The sequence below is a fragment of the Delftia acidovorans SPH-1 genome (genome assembly GCF_000018665.1).
Classification (GTDB): domain Bacteria; phylum Pseudomonadota; class Gammaproteobacteria; order Burkholderiales; family Burkholderiaceae_C; genus Comamonas; species Comamonas acidovorans.
Map to the genome: position 1 here is coordinate 5,018,949 of NC_010002.1, position 18,983 is coordinate 5,037,931.

At 69.5% G+C, this 18,983-nt stretch carries 17 protein-coding genes; 8 read left to right on the forward strand and 9 right to left on the reverse strand.

Going from position 1 to position 18,983, the window contains the following annotated elements:
• Positions 1 to 14 precede the first annotated feature (14 nt).
• Complete coding sequence (locus DACI_RS22950) at positions 15 to 899, reverse strand: LysR family transcriptional regulator (protein ID WP_012206361.1); 885 nt, start codon at positions 897 to 899, stop codon at positions 15 to 17.
• Positions 900 to 1,031: 132 nt separating this feature from the next.
• Here DACI_RS22950 and DACI_RS22955 point away from each other — a divergent pair, with 132 nt between their 5' ends.
• Both DACI_RS22955 and DACI_RS22960 read left to right on the forward strand, forming a co-directional pair.
• Positions 1,032 to 2,021, forward strand: a complete 990-nt coding sequence (locus DACI_RS22955) for a Bug family tripartite tricarboxylate transporter substrate binding protein (RefSeq protein ID WP_012206362.1) — start codon at positions 1,032 to 1,034, stop codon at positions 2,019 to 2,021.
• A gap of 13 nt (positions 2,022 to 2,034) precedes the next feature.
• Positions 2,035 to 3,666 (forward strand): gamma-glutamyltransferase family protein, encoded by a 1,632-nt coding sequence (locus DACI_RS22960; RefSeq protein ID WP_012206363.1) that lies wholly within the window; start codon positions 2,035 to 2,037, stop codon positions 3,664 to 3,666.
• Positions 3,667 to 3,681: 15 nt separating this feature from the next.
• Here DACI_RS22960 and DACI_RS22965 read toward each other — a convergent pair whose 3' ends face one another.
• Positions 3,682 to 4,677, reverse strand: coding sequence for a tripartite tricarboxylate transporter substrate binding protein (locus tag DACI_RS22965; RefSeq protein ID WP_012206364.1), 996 nt, complete (start codon positions 4,675 to 4,677; stop codon positions 3,682 to 3,684).
• 26 nt (positions 4,678 to 4,703) lie between these two features.
• A complete protein-coding gene (locus DACI_RS22970; RefSeq protein WP_012206365.1) occupies positions 4,704 to 5,594 on the reverse strand; it encodes an amidohydrolase family protein in 891 nt (296 codons plus the stop codon).
• A 70-nt stretch (positions 5,595 to 5,664) separates the two neighbouring features.
• On the opposite strand from DACI_RS22970, the gene DACI_RS22975 reads away from it, so the two are divergent.
• Positions 5,665 to 6,663: a LysR family transcriptional regulator gene (locus DACI_RS22975; RefSeq protein WP_012206366.1), complete on the forward strand. Its 999-nt coding sequence runs from the start codon at positions 5,665 to 5,667 to the stop codon at positions 6,661 to 6,663.
• A gap of 51 nt (positions 6,664 to 6,714) precedes the next feature.
• Positions 6,715 to 7,920 carry an MFS transporter gene (locus DACI_RS22980; protein ID WP_012206367.1) on the forward strand — a complete coding sequence of 402 codons (1,206 nt, stop codon included), beginning with the start codon at positions 6,715 to 6,717 and terminating at the stop codon, positions 7,918 to 7,920.
• A 12-nt stretch (positions 7,921 to 7,932) separates the two neighbouring features.
• Here DACI_RS22980 and DACI_RS22985 read toward each other — a convergent pair whose 3' ends face one another.
• From DACI_RS22985 to DACI_RS23000, 4 genes are read right to left on the reverse strand one after another with little or no spacing between them, the layout of a single operon-like run.
• A complete protein-coding gene (locus DACI_RS22985) occupies positions 7,933 to 9,066 on the reverse strand; it encodes an ABC transporter permease (protein ID WP_012206368.1) in 1,134 nt (377 codons plus the stop codon).
• A gap of 1 nt (position 9,067) precedes the next feature.
• Positions 9,068 to 10,282 carry an ABC transporter permease gene (locus tag DACI_RS22990; protein WP_043782338.1) on the reverse strand — a complete coding sequence of 405 codons (1,215 nt, stop codon included), beginning with the start codon at positions 10,280 to 10,282 and terminating at the stop codon, positions 9,068 to 9,070.
• A 13-nt stretch (positions 10,283 to 10,295) separates the two neighbouring features.
• Positions 10,296 to 11,345 (reverse strand): HlyD family secretion protein, encoded by a 1,050-nt coding sequence (locus tag DACI_RS22995; protein WP_012206370.1) that lies wholly within the window; start codon positions 11,343 to 11,345, stop codon positions 10,296 to 10,298.
• Positions 11,342 to 12,793 (reverse strand): TolC family protein, encoded by a 1,452-nt coding sequence (locus DACI_RS23000; protein WP_012206371.1) that lies wholly within the window; start codon positions 12,791 to 12,793, stop codon positions 11,342 to 11,344. Before DACI_RS23000 ends, DACI_RS22995 begins: the two co-directional genes overlap by 4 nt.
• Positions 12,794 to 13,076: 283 nt before the next feature.
• On the opposite strand from DACI_RS23000, the gene argA reads away from it, so the two are divergent.
• Positions 13,077 to 14,423 (forward strand): amino-acid N-acetyltransferase, encoded by a 1,347-nt coding sequence (gene argA / locus DACI_RS23005; protein ID WP_012206372.1) that lies wholly within the window; start codon positions 13,077 to 13,079, stop codon positions 14,421 to 14,423.
• A gap of 170 nt (positions 14,424 to 14,593) precedes the next feature.
• Here the strand turns inward: argA and bla are convergent, their stop codons facing one another.
• Complete coding sequence (gene bla, locus DACI_RS23010; protein WP_012206373.1) at positions 14,594 to 15,505, reverse strand: class A beta-lactamase; 912 nt, start codon at positions 15,503 to 15,505, stop codon at positions 14,594 to 14,596.
• 109 nt (positions 15,506 to 15,614) lie between these two features.
• On the opposite strand from bla, the gene DACI_RS23015 reads away from it, so the two are divergent.
• From DACI_RS23015 to DACI_RS23025, 3 genes are all read left to right on the forward strand, one after another.
• On the forward strand, positions 15,615 to 16,472 hold the full coding sequence (locus DACI_RS23015) for a LysR family transcriptional regulator (protein WP_012206374.1): 858 nt from the start codon (positions 15,615 to 15,617) through the stop codon (positions 16,470 to 16,472).
• A gap of 93 nt (positions 16,473 to 16,565) precedes the next feature.
• Positions 16,566 to 17,231, forward strand: coding sequence for a glutathione S-transferase (locus DACI_RS23020; RefSeq protein ID WP_012206375.1), 666 nt, complete (start codon positions 16,566 to 16,568; stop codon positions 17,229 to 17,231).
• A 106-nt stretch (positions 17,232 to 17,337) separates the two neighbouring features.
• Positions 17,338 to 17,985, forward strand: a complete 648-nt coding sequence (locus tag DACI_RS23025) for a LysE family translocator (RefSeq protein WP_012206376.1) — start codon at positions 17,338 to 17,340, stop codon at positions 17,983 to 17,985.
• A 35-nt stretch (positions 17,986 to 18,020) separates the two neighbouring features.
• On the opposite strand, the gene DACI_RS23030 is transcribed toward DACI_RS23025, so the two are convergent.
• On the reverse strand, positions 18,021 to 18,977 hold the full coding sequence (locus DACI_RS23030; protein ID WP_012206377.1) for a sugar-binding transcriptional regulator: 957 nt from the start codon (positions 18,975 to 18,977) through the stop codon (positions 18,021 to 18,023).
• Positions 18,978 to 18,983 lie beyond the last annotated feature (6 nt).

Genomic DNA, 18,983 nt, shown 5'->3' on the forward strand with positions numbered 1-18,983 from the left:
TCAGGCCGGCACACTCAGTCCGGCACAGCCAGCGCCGCCACGAATTGCTGGCCCACGGCGGTAATGATCTCGGCGCGCGCCGCCGTGCGCAGCTGCACCAGGGCGATCTGCCGGCTCTCGGCGGTCTGGGCAATGGGCAGCACGCGCAGGCGCGGGTCGCCCTCCCAGCCATGCCGCGCCAGATTGGGCAGCATGGCCACGCCCATGCCGTCGCGCACCAGCTCCACGATGGTCTCGATGGAGTTGAGCTCCAGGAACTCCTGGGGCTTGGCGCGCAGGCGGCGCAGCGTGCGCTCCACCAGCTCGCCCGTGTGCTCGGTGCGGTCGAAGCGGATGAAGGGATAGCGCTCCACCATGTCGGCGGGCGCCGCGGGCCGGGCAGCGCGCGGCGCCAGCAGCACCATGGGCTCGGCGTACAGCGGTGTCCAGACCAGCGAGGGGCGCTTGATGGCCGGGTTGTAGACCACCACGGCCGCATCCAGCTCATGGTTCTCCACCTGGGCGATCAGCCGGTTGGACTTGCCCGAGACCACATGCAGGTCCACCGCCGGATGGTGGCGCTTGAGCTCCAGCGTGGCGCGCACCAGCTGGCTCAGCGCCGAGACGATGGAGCCGAACTGCACGGTGCCGGCCAGCGGTGCGTCGGCCCGCGTGCCGTGCTTGGCCTGCTCGTACAGCGCCACCAGCTGGGTGGCAATGGGCACCAGCGCCCGGCCCTGCTCGTTGAGCGTGACCAGCTTGCCCTGGCGCGCGAACAGCTTGCGCTTGAGGTCGTTTTCCAGCGTGCGCATCTGCAGCCCCACGGCCACCTGGGTCAGCGCCACGCGCTGTCCGGCGGCGGTGAAGGAGCCCTCGGCCGCCACGGCCAGAAAAGTGCGAAGAATGCGCAGGCTTGGCATAAAAGTTTTACTTTCAAGATTCGTAAGAAATTACAGCTTTCACCAAACAGTTTCTATCATCAAAATCGCTGGCAACCGATAGCCGATCGTCCTGATCGCACCCTCCCACTTCCCGGATTTCTGGAGATCTCCATGCCTGCACCCGTGTCCCGCCGCCTGCTCGTCTGCTGCGCCGCCCTGTTGACCTGCGCCACGCCCGGCTGGGCCGCGCCCGCCGCCGATGCCTGGCCCTCGCAGCCGCTGAAGATCATGGTGGGCTTTGCCGCCGGCGGCGCCAACGACATCGTGGCCCGCATCCTGGCCAAGGAGCTGCAGCAGCGCCTGGGCCAGAGCGTGGTGGTGGAGAATCGCGGCGGCGCGGGCGGCCTGATCGCCAGCGAAGTGGTGGCCAAGGCGCCCAAGAACGGCTGCACGCTGCTGCTGGGCTCCATCGGCAGCAACACCGTGGCGCCCGTGCTGGCCAAGAAGCTGTCGTTCGACCCGCGCAAGGACCTGGAGCCCATCACCCTGGTGGCCGAGTCCGGCAACGCGCTGCTGGTGAACGCCGCCCTGCCCTACAAGACGGTGCAGGAAATGATCGAGGCCGCGCGCAAGGCGCCGGGCAGCATCAACTACGCATCGTCGGGCAACGGCTCCACGCTGCACCTGGCAGGCGCGCTGTTCGCGCAGCAGGCCGGCGTGAACCTCGTGCACGTGCCCTACCGCGGCAACGGCCCGGCCATCACCGATGTGTCGGGCGGCCAGGTGCAGGCCATCTTCTCGGGCATTCCGCCCGCCATCACCTCGGCCAAGACCGGCCAGACCCGCATCCTGGCCGTGACCACGAAGCAGCGCGTCAAGAACCTGCCCAACGTGCCCACCGTCGCCGAGGCCGGTCTGCCCGGCTATGCCTTCACGTCCTGGTACGGCCTGTTCACCACGGGCGGCACGGACCCGGCCATCGTCGAGCGGCTGGCCCAGGAAGTGCGCAAGATCATGGAGCGCCCCGAAGTGCAGGCCCAGTTCGAGGCCCAGGGCCTGGACCCCGAGACCAGCGACCCCAAGTCCTTCAAGCAGCAGATCGACCGCGAGCTGACGCGCTGGAGCCGCGACGTGAAGACCATGGGCATCACCGCCGACTGAGGCAGGTTCTTTCATGCACGCATCTTCCTCTCCCTTCACTCCCGGCAACCCCTACGACTCCAGGCGGGTGCCCGTGTTCGCGCGCAATGCCGTGTCCACTTCCCACCCGCTGGCGGCGCAGGCCGGCCTGCGCATGCTGTGGGCAGGCGGCAACGCGGTGGACGCGGCCATTGCGGCGGCGGCGGCCATGACCATCGTCGAGCCGGTGAGCAACGGCCTGGGCTCGGACGCCTTCTGCATCCTCTGGGATGGCAAGGAGCTGCACGGGCTCAACGCCAGCGGCCGCGCACCGCAGGGCTGGGCGCCCGAGTACTTCCACCAGCGCTACGGCCGCCAGGACAAGCCGCCGCGCCGGGGCGTGGACTCCATCACGGTGCCGGGCGCCGTCAGCGCCTGGGTGGCCCTGAACGAGCGCTTCGGCAAGCTGCCCTTTGACGCGCTGATGGAGCCGGCCGCCGAGATCGCCGAGCGCGGCTACCTGGTTCCGCCCGTGGTCCAGCAGAAATGGGCCGCAGGCGCGCCCGAGCTGCAATCGCAGCCGGGGTTCAGGGAAAGCTTCCTGCCCCGGGGCCGCGCGCCGGAAGTGGGCGAGCTGTTTTGCTTTCCCGCTGCAGCGCGCGCCCTGCGCGCCATTGGTGCCACGCGCGGCAAGGCCTTTTATGAAGGCGAGATTGCACGGGCCGTGACCTCATTCGTGCAGCAGCACGGCGGCTGCCTGGGCATGGCCGACATGGCCGCGCACGAGGTGCAATGGGTGCAGCCGCTGGCCAAGGACTACCGCGGCCACACGCTGCACGAGATCCCGCCGGGCGGGCAAGGCATTGCCGCGCAGATTGCGCTGGGCATTCTGTCCAATTTCGACCTGGCCAGCCTGCCGGTGGATGGCGTGGCCTCCCAGCATCTGCAGATCGAGGCCATGAAGCTGGCCTTTGCCGACATCTACCGCTACGTGGCCGACGCGGACATGGAGGTGACGCCCGCGCAGATGCTCGACGACGCCTACCTGGCCTCGCGCGCCAGGCTGATCGATCCGCGCCGTGCGCAGGACTTCAAGGCCGGCAACCCCGTGCGCGGCGGCACCATCTACCTGACGGCAGCCGACGAGAACGGCATGATGGTCAGCTTCATCCAGAGCAACTTCTCGGGCTTTGGCTCGGGCGTGGTGGAGCCGACCTTCGGCATCAGCCTGCAAAACCGCGGCCACGGCTTCGGCACGGACCCCCAGCATCCCAACCGCGCCAACCTGGTGGGCCCGGGCAAGCGCCCCTTCCACACCATCATTCCGGCCTTCCTGACCCGCGACGGCCAGCCCGTGATGAGCTTCGGCGTCATGGGCGGCAACATGCAGCCCCAGGGCCACATGCAGACTGTGGTGCGCATGCTGGACTACCGCCAGTCGCCCCAGGCGGCCTGCGATGCGCCGCGCTGGCGCGTCAACGAAGGCTTGGCCATCAACGTGGAAGGCGGCATGGACCCGACCACCATCGCCGGCCTGCAGGCGCTGGGCCACCAGGTGGAGGTCATCCACGACCCCTACCAGGACTTCGGCGCCGGCCAGTTCATCTGGCGCATGGGCGATCCCGCCGTGGAGGGCTACCAGATCGCCAGCGACCCGCGCCGCGACGGGCTGGCGGCCGGGTACTAGAAGTGCGCGCGGCGGCTACTCCGCGCGCAGACGCCCCTGCCGGGTCAGCCGCGCCGCCAGCGCGGCCTCTTCGCTGACCAGGCGCTGCAGCACGGCCGCGCTGGCCGGGAAGGGCTCGCTGCCCAGTTCGCGGATCAGGCGGCTGAACTCCGGGTCGGCCACAGACTGGGAGATCCAGCCATACAGGCTGTCCACGCTGGCCGTGGGCGCACCCTTGGGCGCGAACACGCCCACGAAGGTGGTGGCATCGAACACCGGCAGGCCCATCTGGGCCAGGTCGGGCACATCGGCCAGCCCGCCCCCGGCGCGCGGCCCCAGCACGAACAGCGCGCGCAGGGCGCCGCTCTTGATATGCGGCGTGGAGCTGGTGATCTGGTCCACCACGGCATCGATCTGCCCGCCGATCAGATCGACCAGGGCCGGCCCCGATCCCTTGTAGGGCACGGGATTGACGCGCACCTTCACCGCATCTTCCAGCTGCAGCACGGCCAGGTGATTGGGCGAGCCCGGGCCGGCATGGCCCACGGTCACGCTGCCATCCTTGGCCTTCATCGCCTTGATGAAATCGGCAGCGGTCTTGAAGCGCGCGTCGTTGGCGCGCACCACCACGACCACGGGCGTGCGGCTGACCACGGCAATGGGCGCAAAGCTGTCGGCGCGGTAGGGCAGTTTGATCATCTCGGGCAAGGTGCCCAACTGGCCCGGCGTGGCCACCAGCAGCGTATGCCCGTCCGGCTCGGCACGCGCCACCCAGCCCGAGCCCACGGCACCACCGCCGCCCGCACGGTTGTCCACGATCACGGACTGGCCCGCATGCCGGGACAGCGGTATGCCCAGCGTGCGGGCCACGATGTCCACGTTGCCGCCCGGAGCAAAGGGCACGACCAGCGTGAGCGGCTTGGCGGGAAATGCGCGCGCCTGCACTGCCGATGCAGCCGATGCCGCAGCCAGCGCCGCGAAAGATACCGCCGTGCGGATAAAGCCTCTGCGGCCCGATGTGATTCGATTCATTTTCTATGTCTCCTGCTATTTGAAAATCAATGACTCCAATACAGGCGCGCGGGGTTATCGACCAATACCGTGTGCCTGTATTCCTCCGGAACCCAATCCACCAATGCCTGTGCCAATTCGCCAGCGGAATTCGAACGGGCCTTTATTCCGGGATGCGGCCAGTCCGACCCCCATACGATCCGGTGCGGATTGGCCTGCACCAGGGCATGTGCAATGGGAACCACGGCCGGGTCCACGGCCGATGCCGTTGCCGATATCCGGTAGGCGCCCGAGAACTTCACCCAGGCCCGCCCTTCCTTCATCAGCGCCTGCAGGTTGCGGCTGCCCGGCCCGCCGGCGCCCAGCTGGCGCGACGGGTGGCCGAAGTGATCCACCACCACGGCCACGCCCATGTCGGCCACGCGCTGCGCCAGGCCAGGGTCTTCATCCACGTTCACCAGCAATTGCACATGCCAGCCCAGGCCCCGGATGCGGTCGGCCACGGCCCGCAGGCTGGAGACGGAGACTCCGCCCGAAAACAGCGCATTGCACCGCGCGCCGCGCACGCCCAGGGCGTGCAGCGCTTCGATCTCTGTATCCGGCGTGTCCTCGTAGATCACGGCCACGCCCCGCATGCGGCCTGCTTCGGCATGGCGCAGCGTCTGCTTGAGCAGGCCGTGATCGCGGCCATACACGCTGGGCTGGACCAGAACGCAACGGTCCACACCCAATGGGCGAAAGGCTTTCCAATAATCGTCCATGGACGCGACGGCCGGTGTATAGGCGCGTTCCGCAATCAACGGAAAATCATCGGAACGACCAAATACATGGAAATGGGTATCGCAGGAATTTTCTGGAAACAGATATTGTTCCGCTGGATTTTCTACTGCGTCGCAATTACCGGCACAGCGGTTGAAACTGGGTGAATTCATGGGCATTCATTTCAAAGCTGGTGCATTGTCGTGACGCACGTAAAATTCAGTCAAGCTCATCTTTGTCATCATCAAAATGAACAGCATTCAACATGCAGACGGCGCGCCCCGGGCTCCGGTCAACCTGCGCAGCATCGACCTCAACCTGCTGGTGATCTTCGAGGCCCTGGTGGAAGAACGCAGCGTGGGCAAGGCCGCAGCGCGGCTGGGCATCACCTCCTCGGCCGTCAGCCATGCGCTGCGCCGGCTGCGCACCCAGTTCAACGACCCGCTGCTGCTGCGCACGGCCGAAGGCATGTCGCCCACGCCCGAGGCCGTGCGCCTGGCGCGCAGCTTCCGCAAGGCCTTCAGCGAGATCGAAAGCGCCATCGAGGTCAGCAAGGGCTTCGATCCGGCCACGGCGCGGCGCAATTTCCACCTGCGCCTGTCCGACTACGTGGGCGTACTGCTGCTCCCGCAGCTGTGCATCCATCTGCGTGCGGTGGCGCCGGGCATCAGCCTGTCGGTGCAGTCCTTCGACGGCCGCCAGCCCTCGGACCGGGTCGAGTACGAAGGCGTGGAAATCCGCCTTTCCGTCTCGCGCGGTCGCTCGGTGCTGTCGGCGTCACGCCGCCTGCTGGACGACCAGTGGATGGTGCTGATGCGCAAGGACCATCCGGCCGCTGCCTCCCCGCTCACGCTGGAGAAATACCTGGAGCAGGGCCACCTGAAGGTCACGGGCGTGGGCAGCAGCATCGTGGATGAACTCCTGGCCGAGCGCGGGCTGGCGCGGCGCGTGATGTTCCAGGTGCCCACCTGGCTGGGCATGGTGCCCGTCATCGAATCCACCGACCTGGTGGCCGCCATGCCCGCGCACTGGATGCACAGCGTGCTGTCCGGCTCCAACTGCGTGGCGCGCCCCATGCCCCTGCCCGAGCTTGCCCTGTCCATCGACGCCGTCTGGCATCCGCGCAACGACCATGACGCGGGGCACAAATGGTTCAGGGAGCTGATCCACCAGATCTTCCAGGAGGCGTACAGCAAATCCCTGCTCCAGCAGCGCCTGGACAGGGCAGGCACACGGAACAACGCTTAACCCAGCCCTCATGCTTTTCGGTGAAGATGCGGTCTTTCCGCCGCACAAGCCATGACACCAGAACAACACACTCCAGCGCTGCAGCGCCGCAACCTCGGCCTGCTCGTGGCCGCGCAATCGCTGGGGGGCGCGTCGCCGCCCATCATCATTTCGCTGGGCGGCCTGGTCGGCCAGCAGCTGTCCACCAATCCCACGGCCACCACGCTGCCGGTCAGCATCTACCAGCTGGGCCTGGCGCTGTCCACGCTGCCCGCGGCCTGGCTGATGCAGCGCATGGGGCGGCGCACGGCCTATGTGCTGGGAGCCATCCTGGGCGTGGTCTCGGGCGTGATCGCGGCCCAGGGCATTGCGCAATCGGACTTCGTGACCTTCTGCATCGGCACGGCGCTGGCGGGCTTTTACGCGGCCTGCGTGCAGAGCTACCGCTTTGCGGCCACCGACGCCATGACCGACCCCGCCGAGCAGGCGCGCGCCATCTCGCGCGTGATGATCGGCGGGCTGATCGCGGCCATCATCGGCCCGCAGGTGGTGATCTGGACGCGCGACGCCCTGCCCATGACGCCGTTCGCCGGCAGCTTCTACAGCCAGGCCGTGCTCGCCCTGCTGGCCCTGCCGTTGCTGCTGGGCCTGAAGCTGCCGCCGCCCCAGGCCCGCGCCGTGGCGGGCGAGGCCCGGCCGCTGGCCGAGATTGCGCGCACGCCGCAGTTCATCGTGGCGGCTTCGGCCGGCGTGGTCAGCTACGGTCTCATGGCCTTTCTGATGACGGCCGCGCCCATGGCCATGGTGGGCTGCGGCCACACGGTGGGCGAGGCGGCGCTGGGCATCCAGTGGCATGTGCTGGCCATGTTCGCGCCCAGCTTCTTCACGGGCCGGCTGATCGCGCGCTTTGGCAAGCGCCGCATCACGGCGCTGGGGCTGGTGATGATCGCGGCCTCGGCCCTGATGGCGCTGATGGGGCTGGAGCTGCTGCACTTCTGGGGCTCCCTGGTGCTGCTGGGCGTGGGCTGGAACTTCGGCTTCATCGGCGCCACGGCCATGGTGACCGAGTGCTACCGCCCTGCCGAGCGCGCCAAGGTGCAGGCCCTCAATGACTTCCTGGTCTTCGGCACCGTGGCCGTGGCCTCGTTCGGCTCGGGCCAGCTGCTGCACACGGCCGGCTGGGACGGCATCAACACCTGGCTGCTGCCCATCGTGGGCGTGGTGCTGCTGATGCTGGCCGTGCAGGGACGGGGTCGCGGCGCGGGCGCGCCGGCCTGAAGCCCCGACCGGTCAATCGCCAGGGTCCACGCGGCGGCTTCCCAGCCAGAGCACGGCCACCCAGCCCAGCAGCGCCAGGGCCAGCAGCACGGACAGATGCCATAGCGCCGCCTCCAGCGGGGCGCCGGCCTGGTTCAGGCGCAGCGAGGCCTGGATGGCCGCCGTGCTGGGCGACAGCCAGCGCAGCGCCTGCAGCAGTTGCGGCAGGGCCTCGGCCGGCCAGCTGAAGCCGCCGACGAAGGCCAGCGGGATGGAGGTGAACAGCACCACCTGCATGGCGCGCTCGCGGTTGGCCAGCCACCAGCCCAGCAGCGCCGCCGCTCCCGCCACGGCCGGGACGAAGACGGCCAGCAGCGCCAGCGCACCCCAGGGATTGCCGCCGCGCGGATAGTCGTGCCAGACGAAGATCCAGCCGAAGTAGTACAGGCCCGAGAGCCAGCCCAGCGTGCACAGCGCCAGCAGCCGCGCCAGCCAGGTGCGTGCCGGCGCCCTGTCCAATCCCTGCTCGCGCCAGGTTCCCACCAGCAGCGCGCCGCCCATGAGCAGTGTCTGCTGCAGGATGATGATGGCCACGGCGGCGACGACGAAGCTGCCGTAGCCTTCCGTCGGATTGAACAAAGCCTGCATCTGCAGGTTGACGGGCGAGCGGCTGGCCTGGGCCTGCAGTGCGCTCTGTCCGCCGGCCGTCAGCCGCCGCAGCTCCACGCCTGCCGAGACCGTGCCGAAGGCCTCGGCAAAGCCGTACTGCACCTGCTTGGCGGCCAGCGGGTAGGCACCGTTGGCATAGACGGGGACCACGGCCTCTTCGCTGCGCACCACGCGGCGCTTGAGGTCGCGCGGCAGCAGCGCGTAGCCCATGACGCGGCCATCCAGCAGGGCCTGCTGCGCCTGGGCCTCGTCGCCCGTGACCAGGGCCACCTCGATGCGCGGGCTGGCCTGGGCAAAGCGCAGCATCTGGCGTGCCAGGCCGCTGCCGTCGTGCTGCACCACGGCCACGGGCACGCGCTGCACGACCTCCTGCCCATAGAACCAGGGATAGAAGAAGCCGTAGAGCACGGGCGCGCCCACCAGCAGCATGAGCACGCCCACGTCGCCGAACACGGCACGCAGGGCGCTGATGAAGTCATGCGCAAAGCCCCTGGCCATCTCAACGCCCTCCCCATTTGTCGGGGCGGGAAAGGCCGCGCGCCAGGCCTGCCGTGGCCAGCAGCAGCAACACCAGCGCGGCCAGCAATAGCCCGGCCACCACGGGCAGGCTCTGCACGATGGGCGCGCCCATCTGCAACTGCTCTATCTGCAGCCGCGCATAGTGGGTATAGGGCATGGACAGGGCCCAGGCACGCGCCGAATCCGGCATGGCCAGCAGCGGAAAGCCCACGCCGCTGAACGCAAAGGCCGGCGCCGACAGCAGGCCCGCGCCCGACAGCGCCGTGCGCAGTGACAGCGTGAGCGCCGCCAGCAGCGCCCCGGCCGCCAGGCTCACGGCGATCAGCAGCAGCAGGGCCAGCGCCACCCAGGCCAGGCTGGCAGCGCCCTGCCCCGGATGCCAGCCCCGTCCGGCCGTGAGCCACAGCATGGCCAGCGTACCGCCCAGGCCCAGGCTGGCCCAGGACAGCGCCAGCTTGCCCGCCAAGGCGCCCGCGATGGCGCTCCAGCCGGGCTTTCCCGGGCCCGCAGCCTCGGCCATCCACTGGCCCAGCGTGCGGTCGCGCAGCTCGCGCCCCACGGACCAGGCGCCGGCCGTCATGCCCAGGATGTGCAGCAGCGCGGGAATCAGCGCCGCCGCCAGGAACTGCTCGTAATTGGTGGAGATGTTGAACAGCGACACCAGGTTGGTGCGTATGGGCTCCATGCGCACGCGCAGCGCCTGGGCCGGGTCGCCGCGCTTGGCACGGGCCTGCATTTCCACGCCGGCCGACAGCGTTCCCACCACCTGGCGCAGGTCGCGCTGGATCAGGCTGGAATGCGTGGCCAGCTGGGCGTTGTGCATGAGCACCACGTCGGCCCCCTGGCCCCGCTTGATGTCGCGCGCAAAGTCTGGCGGGATCTGCACCACGGCGTAGGCATTCATGGACTGCAGCGCCCATTGCGCCTCCGAGGCATTGAGCACCTGCGACTGCACGGCCAGGCCCGGCGTGGCATCCAGCATGCGCACCAGCTGGCGCGACAGGGCGCTGTGGTCCTGGTCCCAGACGGCGACGGGCAGGCGCTGGACCAGGCCTGCCGAGAAGATCCAGACCATGAGCAGCAGCGCCAGCAGCGGCACCCAGCTGACCATGGCCAGGTCCCAGGGCCGCCCGCGCAGCAGACGCCATTCGCGCCGCAGGCTGGCGGCAAAGGCCGTGGGCGGGTTCGCGCTCACTGCCGCCGGCCGCTCAACGGCCGCCTTCCACGACCACACTCATGCCGGGCCGCGCGCCCGCAATGGGCTGCTGTGGCCGCGCGCGGACCTCGAAGGTGCGCGCATCGAAGCCCTGGCCCGCGCGCGTGGCGCGCCAGGTGGCGAAGTCGGGCAGCACACCCAGGTAGTAGACCTCGAAGCCGGCCTCGCGGTTGTCAAGGCCCGGCAGACGGCCGGTGAAGCGGCTGCCCTGGGCAAAGCGTGCAAGCTGGTCCTCGCGCACATTGAGCACCACCCACTGGTCGGCCAGATCCACCACGGTGACCACGGCCACGCCCTGCGGGGACAGCTCGCCCTGGCGGGCCAGCACCTGGACCACCTCGCCGCCCACGGGGCTGCGCAGCTCGGTCTCGGCACGCGCGGCCTCCACCTCGGCGACCACGCCCTGCACCTGGCGTGCCTGGGCCTGGGCAGCGCTGCGATCCTCCTGGCGCGCGCCCGAAGCCGCCATTTCATACTGCGCACGCGCAGCCAGCGCCTGGTCGCGCGAGGCGCGCCAGTTGGCATCGGCTTCATCACGTTTCTGGGCCGCAACCAGTCCCTGGTCGAACAGGCTTTGCACACGGCGCAGCGAGGTCTGGGCCAGGTCGGCGGCCGTCTGGGCGCGCTGCCAGTTCAGGCGCGCCATCTGCACTTCCTGCGGGCGGGCGCCGGCCTGCGCCTTGTCGGCCTGGGCCTGGGCGGCATCGCGCGCGGCCTCGGCCTGGGCCAGCTTGGCGCGCACCTCGGGGCTGTCCATCTCCACCAGCAGATCGCCGGGCTGGATCTTCTGGCCTTCGGTGACCCGCACCTTGGCGATGCGCGCCGTGACCTTGGGCGCGATGTCGGTCTCGCGCGCTTCCATCTGGCCCTGGAAATACAGGGGGGCGGGCTGCGCCGCACGCCAAAAGCCCCAGGCCACGAGCAGCAGCACGGCCAGCACGATGGCCAGGGCCAGCCAGGGGCGCCTGTGCCCCGGCGGCACGGGCGCGGGGCCGGGTGCTTCGGTGGCGCTGCGGGGATGGTCGGGCGTGGCTGTGCTCATGGTGCGTCGGGTGGGATCTGTATGTCGGCCTGGGCCATGAATCGGTCGAATTCCTCGCTCTGGCCCGTGCTCTCCAGCAGTGCGGCCAGGGCCTGCACATACTGGTTGGCCAGTTCGGCACGCTGGGTCTGGACCTTGGCGAGATTGAGGCTGGCATCGATCAGGTCCAGCGTGGTGCTGGTGCCTTCCCGCAGGCCGGCCTCGCGCAGCCGCAGCAGCTCGCGCGCAAGATCCTCCTGGGCCTGCTGGGCCTGGTACTGGCGGCGTGCCTGCTCCACGCCCAGCCAGTTCTTTTCGACCAGCAGCGCGATGTCGCTGAGCGCCTGGGCTTGGGTCAGCTCGGCCTGCTCGATCTTGCGCTGCGAGGAGGCGGCCAGCGCATCGCGGTCGATGCTGTCCCACAGCGTCCAGCGCACGGCCACGCCAGCCACCCAGTTGGGCTTGCCGCTGGTGTTGACCTCGCGCGAACCGAAGGCCAGCAGCTGCGGCCGGCGCAGCGCCTCCTGGGCATCGTGCAGCGACTCGGCTTGGCGCTTCTTGGCCTGCACCTTGTCCAGACCCGGATGGTGCGACTGGGCCGCGGCGACGAAGCCGTCCAGCGGCGGCAAGGGCCGGCTGCTGACGAACAGCGGCGTGCTGGGCAGCACCTGCCGCTGCGCCTTGACCGTGCGCGCCAGCGCCGCTGCGGCCAGGTCTGCGTCGTCGCGCGATTTGCGCGCCTGCTGCTCGGCGTCGGCCAGCGCGGCACGGGCCTGCAGGCGCTCCAGCCGGGAGATCACGCCCGCCTTGAGCATGCTTTGCGCCGCCGCGTCATGCATGCGCACGCCTTCAAGCGCACGCTCGCGCAGCCGTGCGGCCCGCTCGGCCAGCTGGGCACCGAAGTACCGCTGCACCAGCAGCGAATGCAGGGCGTGGCTGCTGCTGGCGGCATCGGCCAGGGCTTCGTCGGTGGCAGCGTCCAGGCCACTGCGCACCGCATCGGACAGGCCGCCCAGGTACAGCGGCCAGACCAGGGACAGGCTGGCCGAGGCATTCGTGCTCTTGCGCTGCAAGGCATAGGAGGTGGGCAGTTGCGGCAGCGAGGGAATGGCCGGCCCCACCGAGGGCGGCAGCTGGCCGAGGACGCCGTCCAGGGTGCGCCGCGCAGGATCGAGATCGATGTCGGCATTGGCCGAGTAGCGGTAGCCCAGGCCCGTGATGGCCACGGAAGGCCCGCCCAGCCCCTGCGTACCCTGGCGTCTGAGGCGCGCGCTTTCAACGGCCTTGGCCGAGGCGGCCAGTTGGTCGGAGCCCTGCAGCAGCGCCTGGCGGGCCTGCACGAAGCTCATCGCGGCGGCAGCCTGGGAGGCCGGAGCCTCCCCTGCAGCCTGGGCTGCCCCTGCGACCATGCCCAGCGCCGCCAGCCACGGCACAAGGCGCGCGGGCCGCGCAAGCAACGGAAAAAACATGGAAGCGCTCAATGGCATGAATGGGGGCGCCTTGCGTGGTTCACCGATGGTGGCGAAGCTTACACGGGCTTGCAGGCGGGCCCCCGTCGGACAAGGTCCTGTGCCTTGTGCCCCCGGCACTGTGCAGCAGGGCCGATTTGCGTGGCGTTCCATCCCATTTCTGTGCGCAGGTGCCGCGCCATGCCGCTACACTGGCGCCTGCCTGCGCGAGCATGTCCTGGCGGACCTGTCCGCAGGCCTTTTTTTTCTGCCCGGCATCGGCCCGATGCCCCGACTGACCACCATGTCCACCGTCTTCAACTTCACCTTCGTCCCCTGGTTCCGGTCCGTGGCTCCCTATATCCACAAGTTCCGACACCAGACCTTTGTGGTGGGACTGACGGGCGAGGCCATCGCATCGGGCAAGCTCAGCTCCATCGTCCAGGACCTGGCCATGATCCAGGCCATGGGCGTGAAGATCGTGCTGGTCCATGGCTTCCGTCCCCAGGTCAACGAACAGCTTGCCGCCAAGGGCCACGAGGCCCAGTACTCGCGCGGCGTGCGCATCACCGACTCCGTGGCGCTGGACTGCGCCCAGGAAGCCGCTGGCCAGCTGCGCTACGAGATCGAGGCCGCCTTCAGCCAGGGCCTGCCCAACACGCCCATGGCCGGCGCGCGGGTGCGGGTGATCTCGGGCAACTTCCTCACGGCGCGGCCCGTGGGCATCGTGGACGGCGTGGATTTCAAGCATTCGGGCCTGGTGCGCAAGGTCGATGTCAGCGGCATCCGCAGCGCACTGGACATGGATGCCATGGTGCTGATGTCGCCCTTCGGCTTCTCGCCCACCGGCGAGGCCTTCAACCTGAGCATGGAAGAGGTGGCCACGCGCGTGGCCATCGAGCTGAAGGCCGACAAGCTGATCTTCATGACCGAGGTGCCGGGCATCCGCATGGACCCCACGGGCCCGGCCGACGAGACCAACCCCATCGACACCGAGCTGCCCCTGGCCACGGCCCGCCGCATGCTGGCCGAGCTGCCCACGCCCGAGCAGCCCACGGACACGGGCTTTTACCTGCAGCACTGCGTGCATGCCTGCGAGCACGGCGTGGAGCGCAGCCACATCCTGCCCTTCGCCATCGACGGCGCCCTGCTGCTGGAGATCTATGTGCACGACGGCATCGGCACCATGATCATCGACGAGAAGCTGGAAGAGCTGCGCGAGGCCACGCCCGACGACGTGGCCGGCATCATCCAGCTGATCGAGCCCTTCGAGAAGGACGGCACCCTGGTCAAGCGCAGCCGCACCGAGATCGAGCGCGACATCGCCCACTACACCATCATCGAACACGATGGCGTGATCTTCGGCTGCGCCGCGCTCTACCCCTACCCCAGCGCCCGGACCGCCGAGATGGCGGCCGTCACCGTCTCGCCCAAGAGCCAGGGCACGGGCGATGGCGAGAAGCTGCTCAAGCGCATAGAGCAGCGCGCCAAGGCCCAGGGCCTGGACAGCCTGTTCGTGCTGACCACGCGCACCATGCACTGGTTCATCAAGCGCGGCTTCCAGCCCGTGGACCCCGACTGGCTGCCCGAGGCGCGCAAGGCCAAGTACAACTGGGACCGCAAAAGTCAGGTCCTGGTCAAGAAGTTGTAACCCCCTGAGGCGCTGTGCGCCTTCCCCCTCACGAGGGGGCATACGGGCGGCCGGCGACACCCTCGGTGCGGGGGCGGCGCGGCCGGCCCAGGCCCTTCCTCGGTGTCTCTCGTCTTCAGGCCGCGCCAATTTTTTGAAATCGCCCAAATCAAGCGACGTGGTGGCGCAACTTAGCCTTGCACCGCTGCCTGCCAGCGTGCGGCCGCCTTGCCGGCCGCTGCCAGCGCCGCATCGCGCTGCGGCGCATCGGCCGGGCATTCGGTGAGGTAGCCGGTCACCAGCAGCGGTGCGCTTTGCGGCGTGGGCCAGGCGATGACGGCATCGTTGGCCGTGCCGCGATCGCCGGTGCCCGTCTTGCCACCCACGCGCCAGCCGGCCGGCATACCCGCGCGCAGGCGCTTGTCGCCGGTGCGGCTGGCCACCAGCCATTGCTGCAGCAGGGCGCGGCCATGGCCGTCCAGCACCGATCCCAGCAGCAGGCGCTGCATGCTTTGCACCATGGCCAGCGGCGTGGTGGTGTCGCGCTCGTCACCGGGCAGGCCTTCGTTGAGCTCGGGCTCCATGCGGTCCAGGCGCGTGGTCTCGTCGCCGCTGGCGCGCAGCCACTGCGTCAGCGCCTGCGGTCCGCCGCTGGCGTCCAGCAGCAGGTTGGCGGCGGTGTTGTCGCTGAGCACCACGGCGGCCTCGCACAGCTCGGAGATGGTCATGCCGCCGCCATCGCCGGCACGCGGGCCGCTGGCCGGCGAGTAGGGAACCAGCCGGGAGCTGGCGTAGTGCACGCGGCGCGACAGGCGCTCATCGCCCTGCTGCACGCGGTCCAGCACCTGGGCAGCCAGCAGCAGCTTGAAGGTGCTGCACATGACAAAGCGCTCGTCGCCGCGGTGGTCCACGCTGGCGCCCGACTCCGCCTCCAGCACGGCCACGCCGAGCCGGCCGCCCACACTTTTCTCGATGCGCGCCAGCTCGGTCCTGAAGGCCTGGTCGGCAGCCCCCTGTTTTTTTGATGGCAGGGCGCAGCCGGCCAGCCCGGCCGCCATCCAGGCCGCAGCACCGCCCGTCATCAGAAAATCGCGTCTTTGCATTGTTTTTCCTTTTCAGTTGCAGATCGACAAACGCAACGATAGCGCCGCGCCCAAGCTGCGACCAGCGTGAATAATTGGCAGCATCCCTTAGAAAAACTATTGGCTCACCATGCAATTGCCCCTCAATGCCCTGCGCATGTTCGATGCAGCCGCGCGCCATCTCAACCTGACGCGGGCGGCCGACGAGCTGTGCGTGACCCAGGCCGCCGTCAGCCAGCACATCCGCAACCTGGAGGAGCGCCTGGGCAAGCCGCTGTTCCGGCGCCTGCCGCGCGGCCTGGCGCTGACCGACGAAGGCCATGCGCTGTGGCCTGCCGTGGCCGAGAGCTTTGCGCGCATAGAGCATTCGCTGCAGCAGGTGGCCGAGCCGCGCCCGCGCGAGGTCCTCACCGTGGGCGTGGTCGGCACCTTCGCCATCGGCTGGCTGATTCCCAGGCTGGGACAGTTCCAGCAGCAGCACCCCTACATCGACCTGCGACTGCTCACGCACAACAACCGCGTGGACCTGGCCGGCGAAGGGCTGGATGCGGCCGTGCGCTTTGGCGACGGCGCCTGGCAGGGCACGCGCGCCGAGCTGCTGCTGCGCGCGCCGCTGACGCCCATGTGCACCCCGGCCCTGGCCCAGCGCCTGCGCCAGCCGGCCGACCTGGCAGGGCAGACGCTGCTGCGCTCGTACCGCCTGCAGGAGTGGGAGAGCTGGTTTGCCACCCTGGACCAGAGCGCGCCGCTGGCGCGCGGGGCCATGTTCGACTCCTCGCTGACGCTGGCCGAGGCGGCGGCCCAGGGCGCGGGCGTGGCCCTGCTGCCGGCGCGCATGTTCCAGCACCTGCTGCAGCAGGGCCGGCTGGTGCGCCCCTTCGAGCAGGAGGTGGACACGGGCGCCTACTGGCTGACCCACCTGCGCTCGCGCGCACCCAGCGCGGCGCTCAAGACCTTCAGGCAATGGCTGCTGGCGCAGCTGCAATAGCCACGGACGCCCGCGGCAAGACCCGCAGGCCGCCTGACTTTGGCCCCGGCGCTATCATCTGCCGCTTTTGGCCCCTAGCCCCGTCCCCGCTCCATGACCCAGACCCTGCCGGTTCTCTACTCGTTTCGCCGCTGCCCCTACGCCATCCGCGCCCGCCTGGCGCTGGCCCATGCCGGCCTGGCCTGCGAGCTGCGCGAAATCAACCTGCGCAACAAGCCGCAGGCGCTGCTCGACGCCTCGCCCAAGGGCACGGTGCCCGTGCTGGAGGACGGCCGCGTGATCGAGCAGAGCCTGGATGTCATGCTGCACGCGCTGCGCGCCAATGACCCGGACGGCTGGCTGGCACCGACCAGCGGCTCGCTGCAGGACATGCTGGCGCTGATCGAGCGCAACGACGGCTTTTTCAAGCACGCCCTGGACCGCTGCAAGTACCCCGAGCGCTATACGGCCGAAGAGGTCAACCACGCCCAGGCCGATGCCCTGACCTGGCTGGCCGAGCTGGACGACCAGCTGGAGGCCACCGGCTACCTGTTCGGCCAGAACCCCAGCCTGGCCGACATGGCCCTGCGCCCCTTCGTGCGCCAGTACGCACGCATCGACGAGTCGCAATGGAACGAGCAGCCCTGGCCGCACCTGCAGGCCTGGCTGCAGCGCTGGATCGACTCGGCCCTGTTCGCCGAAGTGATGGAAACCTACCCGGGCTGGGTGCCCGGCACGCGCGGCCCGGTCTTTGCCGCCGGCGGCGTGGGCAGCGACTGACGCCTGCCCGCCCCGTTTGCCCTGCCCCGGGTCGGCAGGGGCTGCGCACGGCAGGCAAAGCTGGCACAGTGGCAGGCTGTTGCCAACCGCATGAGCCTTCGCCGACATGACCCTCGCCACCCTGCTCGTCTTCTCCCTGGTCGCGCTGATCGCGATCATCACCCCCGGTCCCACCGTGCTGCTGGCCCTGGCCAATGGCTCGCGCCACGGCGTGCGCCGCGCCCTGCCGGGCATGCTGGGCGCCGTGCTGTCGGACTTCGTGCTGGTCGGCGCGGTCGCGCTGGGCCTGGGCGCGCTGCTGGCGGCCTCGGAGTTCTGGTTCTCGGTGGTCAAGTGGGCGGGAGCGGCCTACCTGGCCTGGCTGGGCCTGCGCATGCTGCGCAGCCGGGGCGGATCGCTGTCGGCACCCCAGGGCGACGGCAAGGCGGAGGCAGGCGCCGACGGCTACAGCGCCCGCACCGTGCTGTTCAAATCGTTCCTGGTCGCCGTGACCAATCCCAAGGGCTACCTGTTCTGCTCGGCCCTGCTGCCCCAGTTCATCGACCCGGCGGCCGCCCAGGCGCCGCAGTACATCGCCATTGCGCTGGTGTTCGCGCTCATCGATTTCCTGGTGATGCTGGCCTATGCCTTCGCAGGATCACGCGCCGCGCGGCTGCTGCGCGGGCGGGCCGTGATGTGGCTGGACCGCCTGTGCGGCGGCATGCTGCTGGCGCTGGCAGGCTCGCTGGCCTTCTACCGCCGCGCGTCGAACTAGGCGCGCCGCGCAAGAGCCTCGCCTCCCCCACTGCGTCAGCGCGTCGTCCCCATGACATCGTCCAGCTGCAGCACGGCCGCCGCGTTGGCGGTGGTGGTGGCCAGCGTGTCGATGGCGCCGGTGCGCAGGGCGCCCAGGATGGCCGTGACCTTGCTGGATTCGGCCGCCACGGCGATGACGTTGGGTATGCGCAGCAGGTCCTCGCGGCTCAGGCCGATGACGCGGTCCTGCATGGGGGTTGCGGCCGGCTGGCCGTGGATGTCGATGAAGTCGTAGCCCATCATGTCGCCCACCGTGCCCGCGCGGCGGGCGTCCGAGATCTCCTGCGCGGAAAACCAGCCCATGCGGGCCATGTTGCTGTCCACGCTGACATCGCCCACGCCGATGAGGGCGATGTCGGCACGGCGCGCCTTGTCCAGGGTGTGCCTGACGGTGTCGTTGTCCAGCAGCGCCTTGCGCAGTTGCGGATCGCCCACCAGGGCCGGCGCATAGAGCGATTCGGACTTGCCGCCAAAGCGCGCGGCCAGGCGGCGCGCGATGTGGTCGGCGTTCATCGCCTCCCCGCCACGGTAGGAGCCGCCGATGGCGCTGACGAAGTGGCATTCCCGCCGTGTGGCGGACAGGGCGTGCTCGGAGACCGAGGACACGTTGCGCCCCATGCCCACGGCCACGATGGAGCCATCGACCAGGATGCGCTCCAGCTCGCTGGCCACCAGGCCTGCCAGCAGTTCGCGCTGCCGGTCGGCATCCTTGTGGTCCACCGCGATCAGCGCGCGCTTGATGTGAAAGCGCTCGGTCAGCTGCCGCTCCAGGTCAGCGGACACCAGCGAATGCGGCCGCACGCGGATCTCGACAATGCCCTCTTCCTGCGCGCGGCGCAGCAGCCGTCCGACGGTGGCGCGCGAGATGCCGAACTCCTTGGACAGTTGGTCCTGCGTACATCCATCGACGTAGTACAGGGTTGCCAGTCGCGTCAGGTCGCTTTCAGTCAAGGGTGC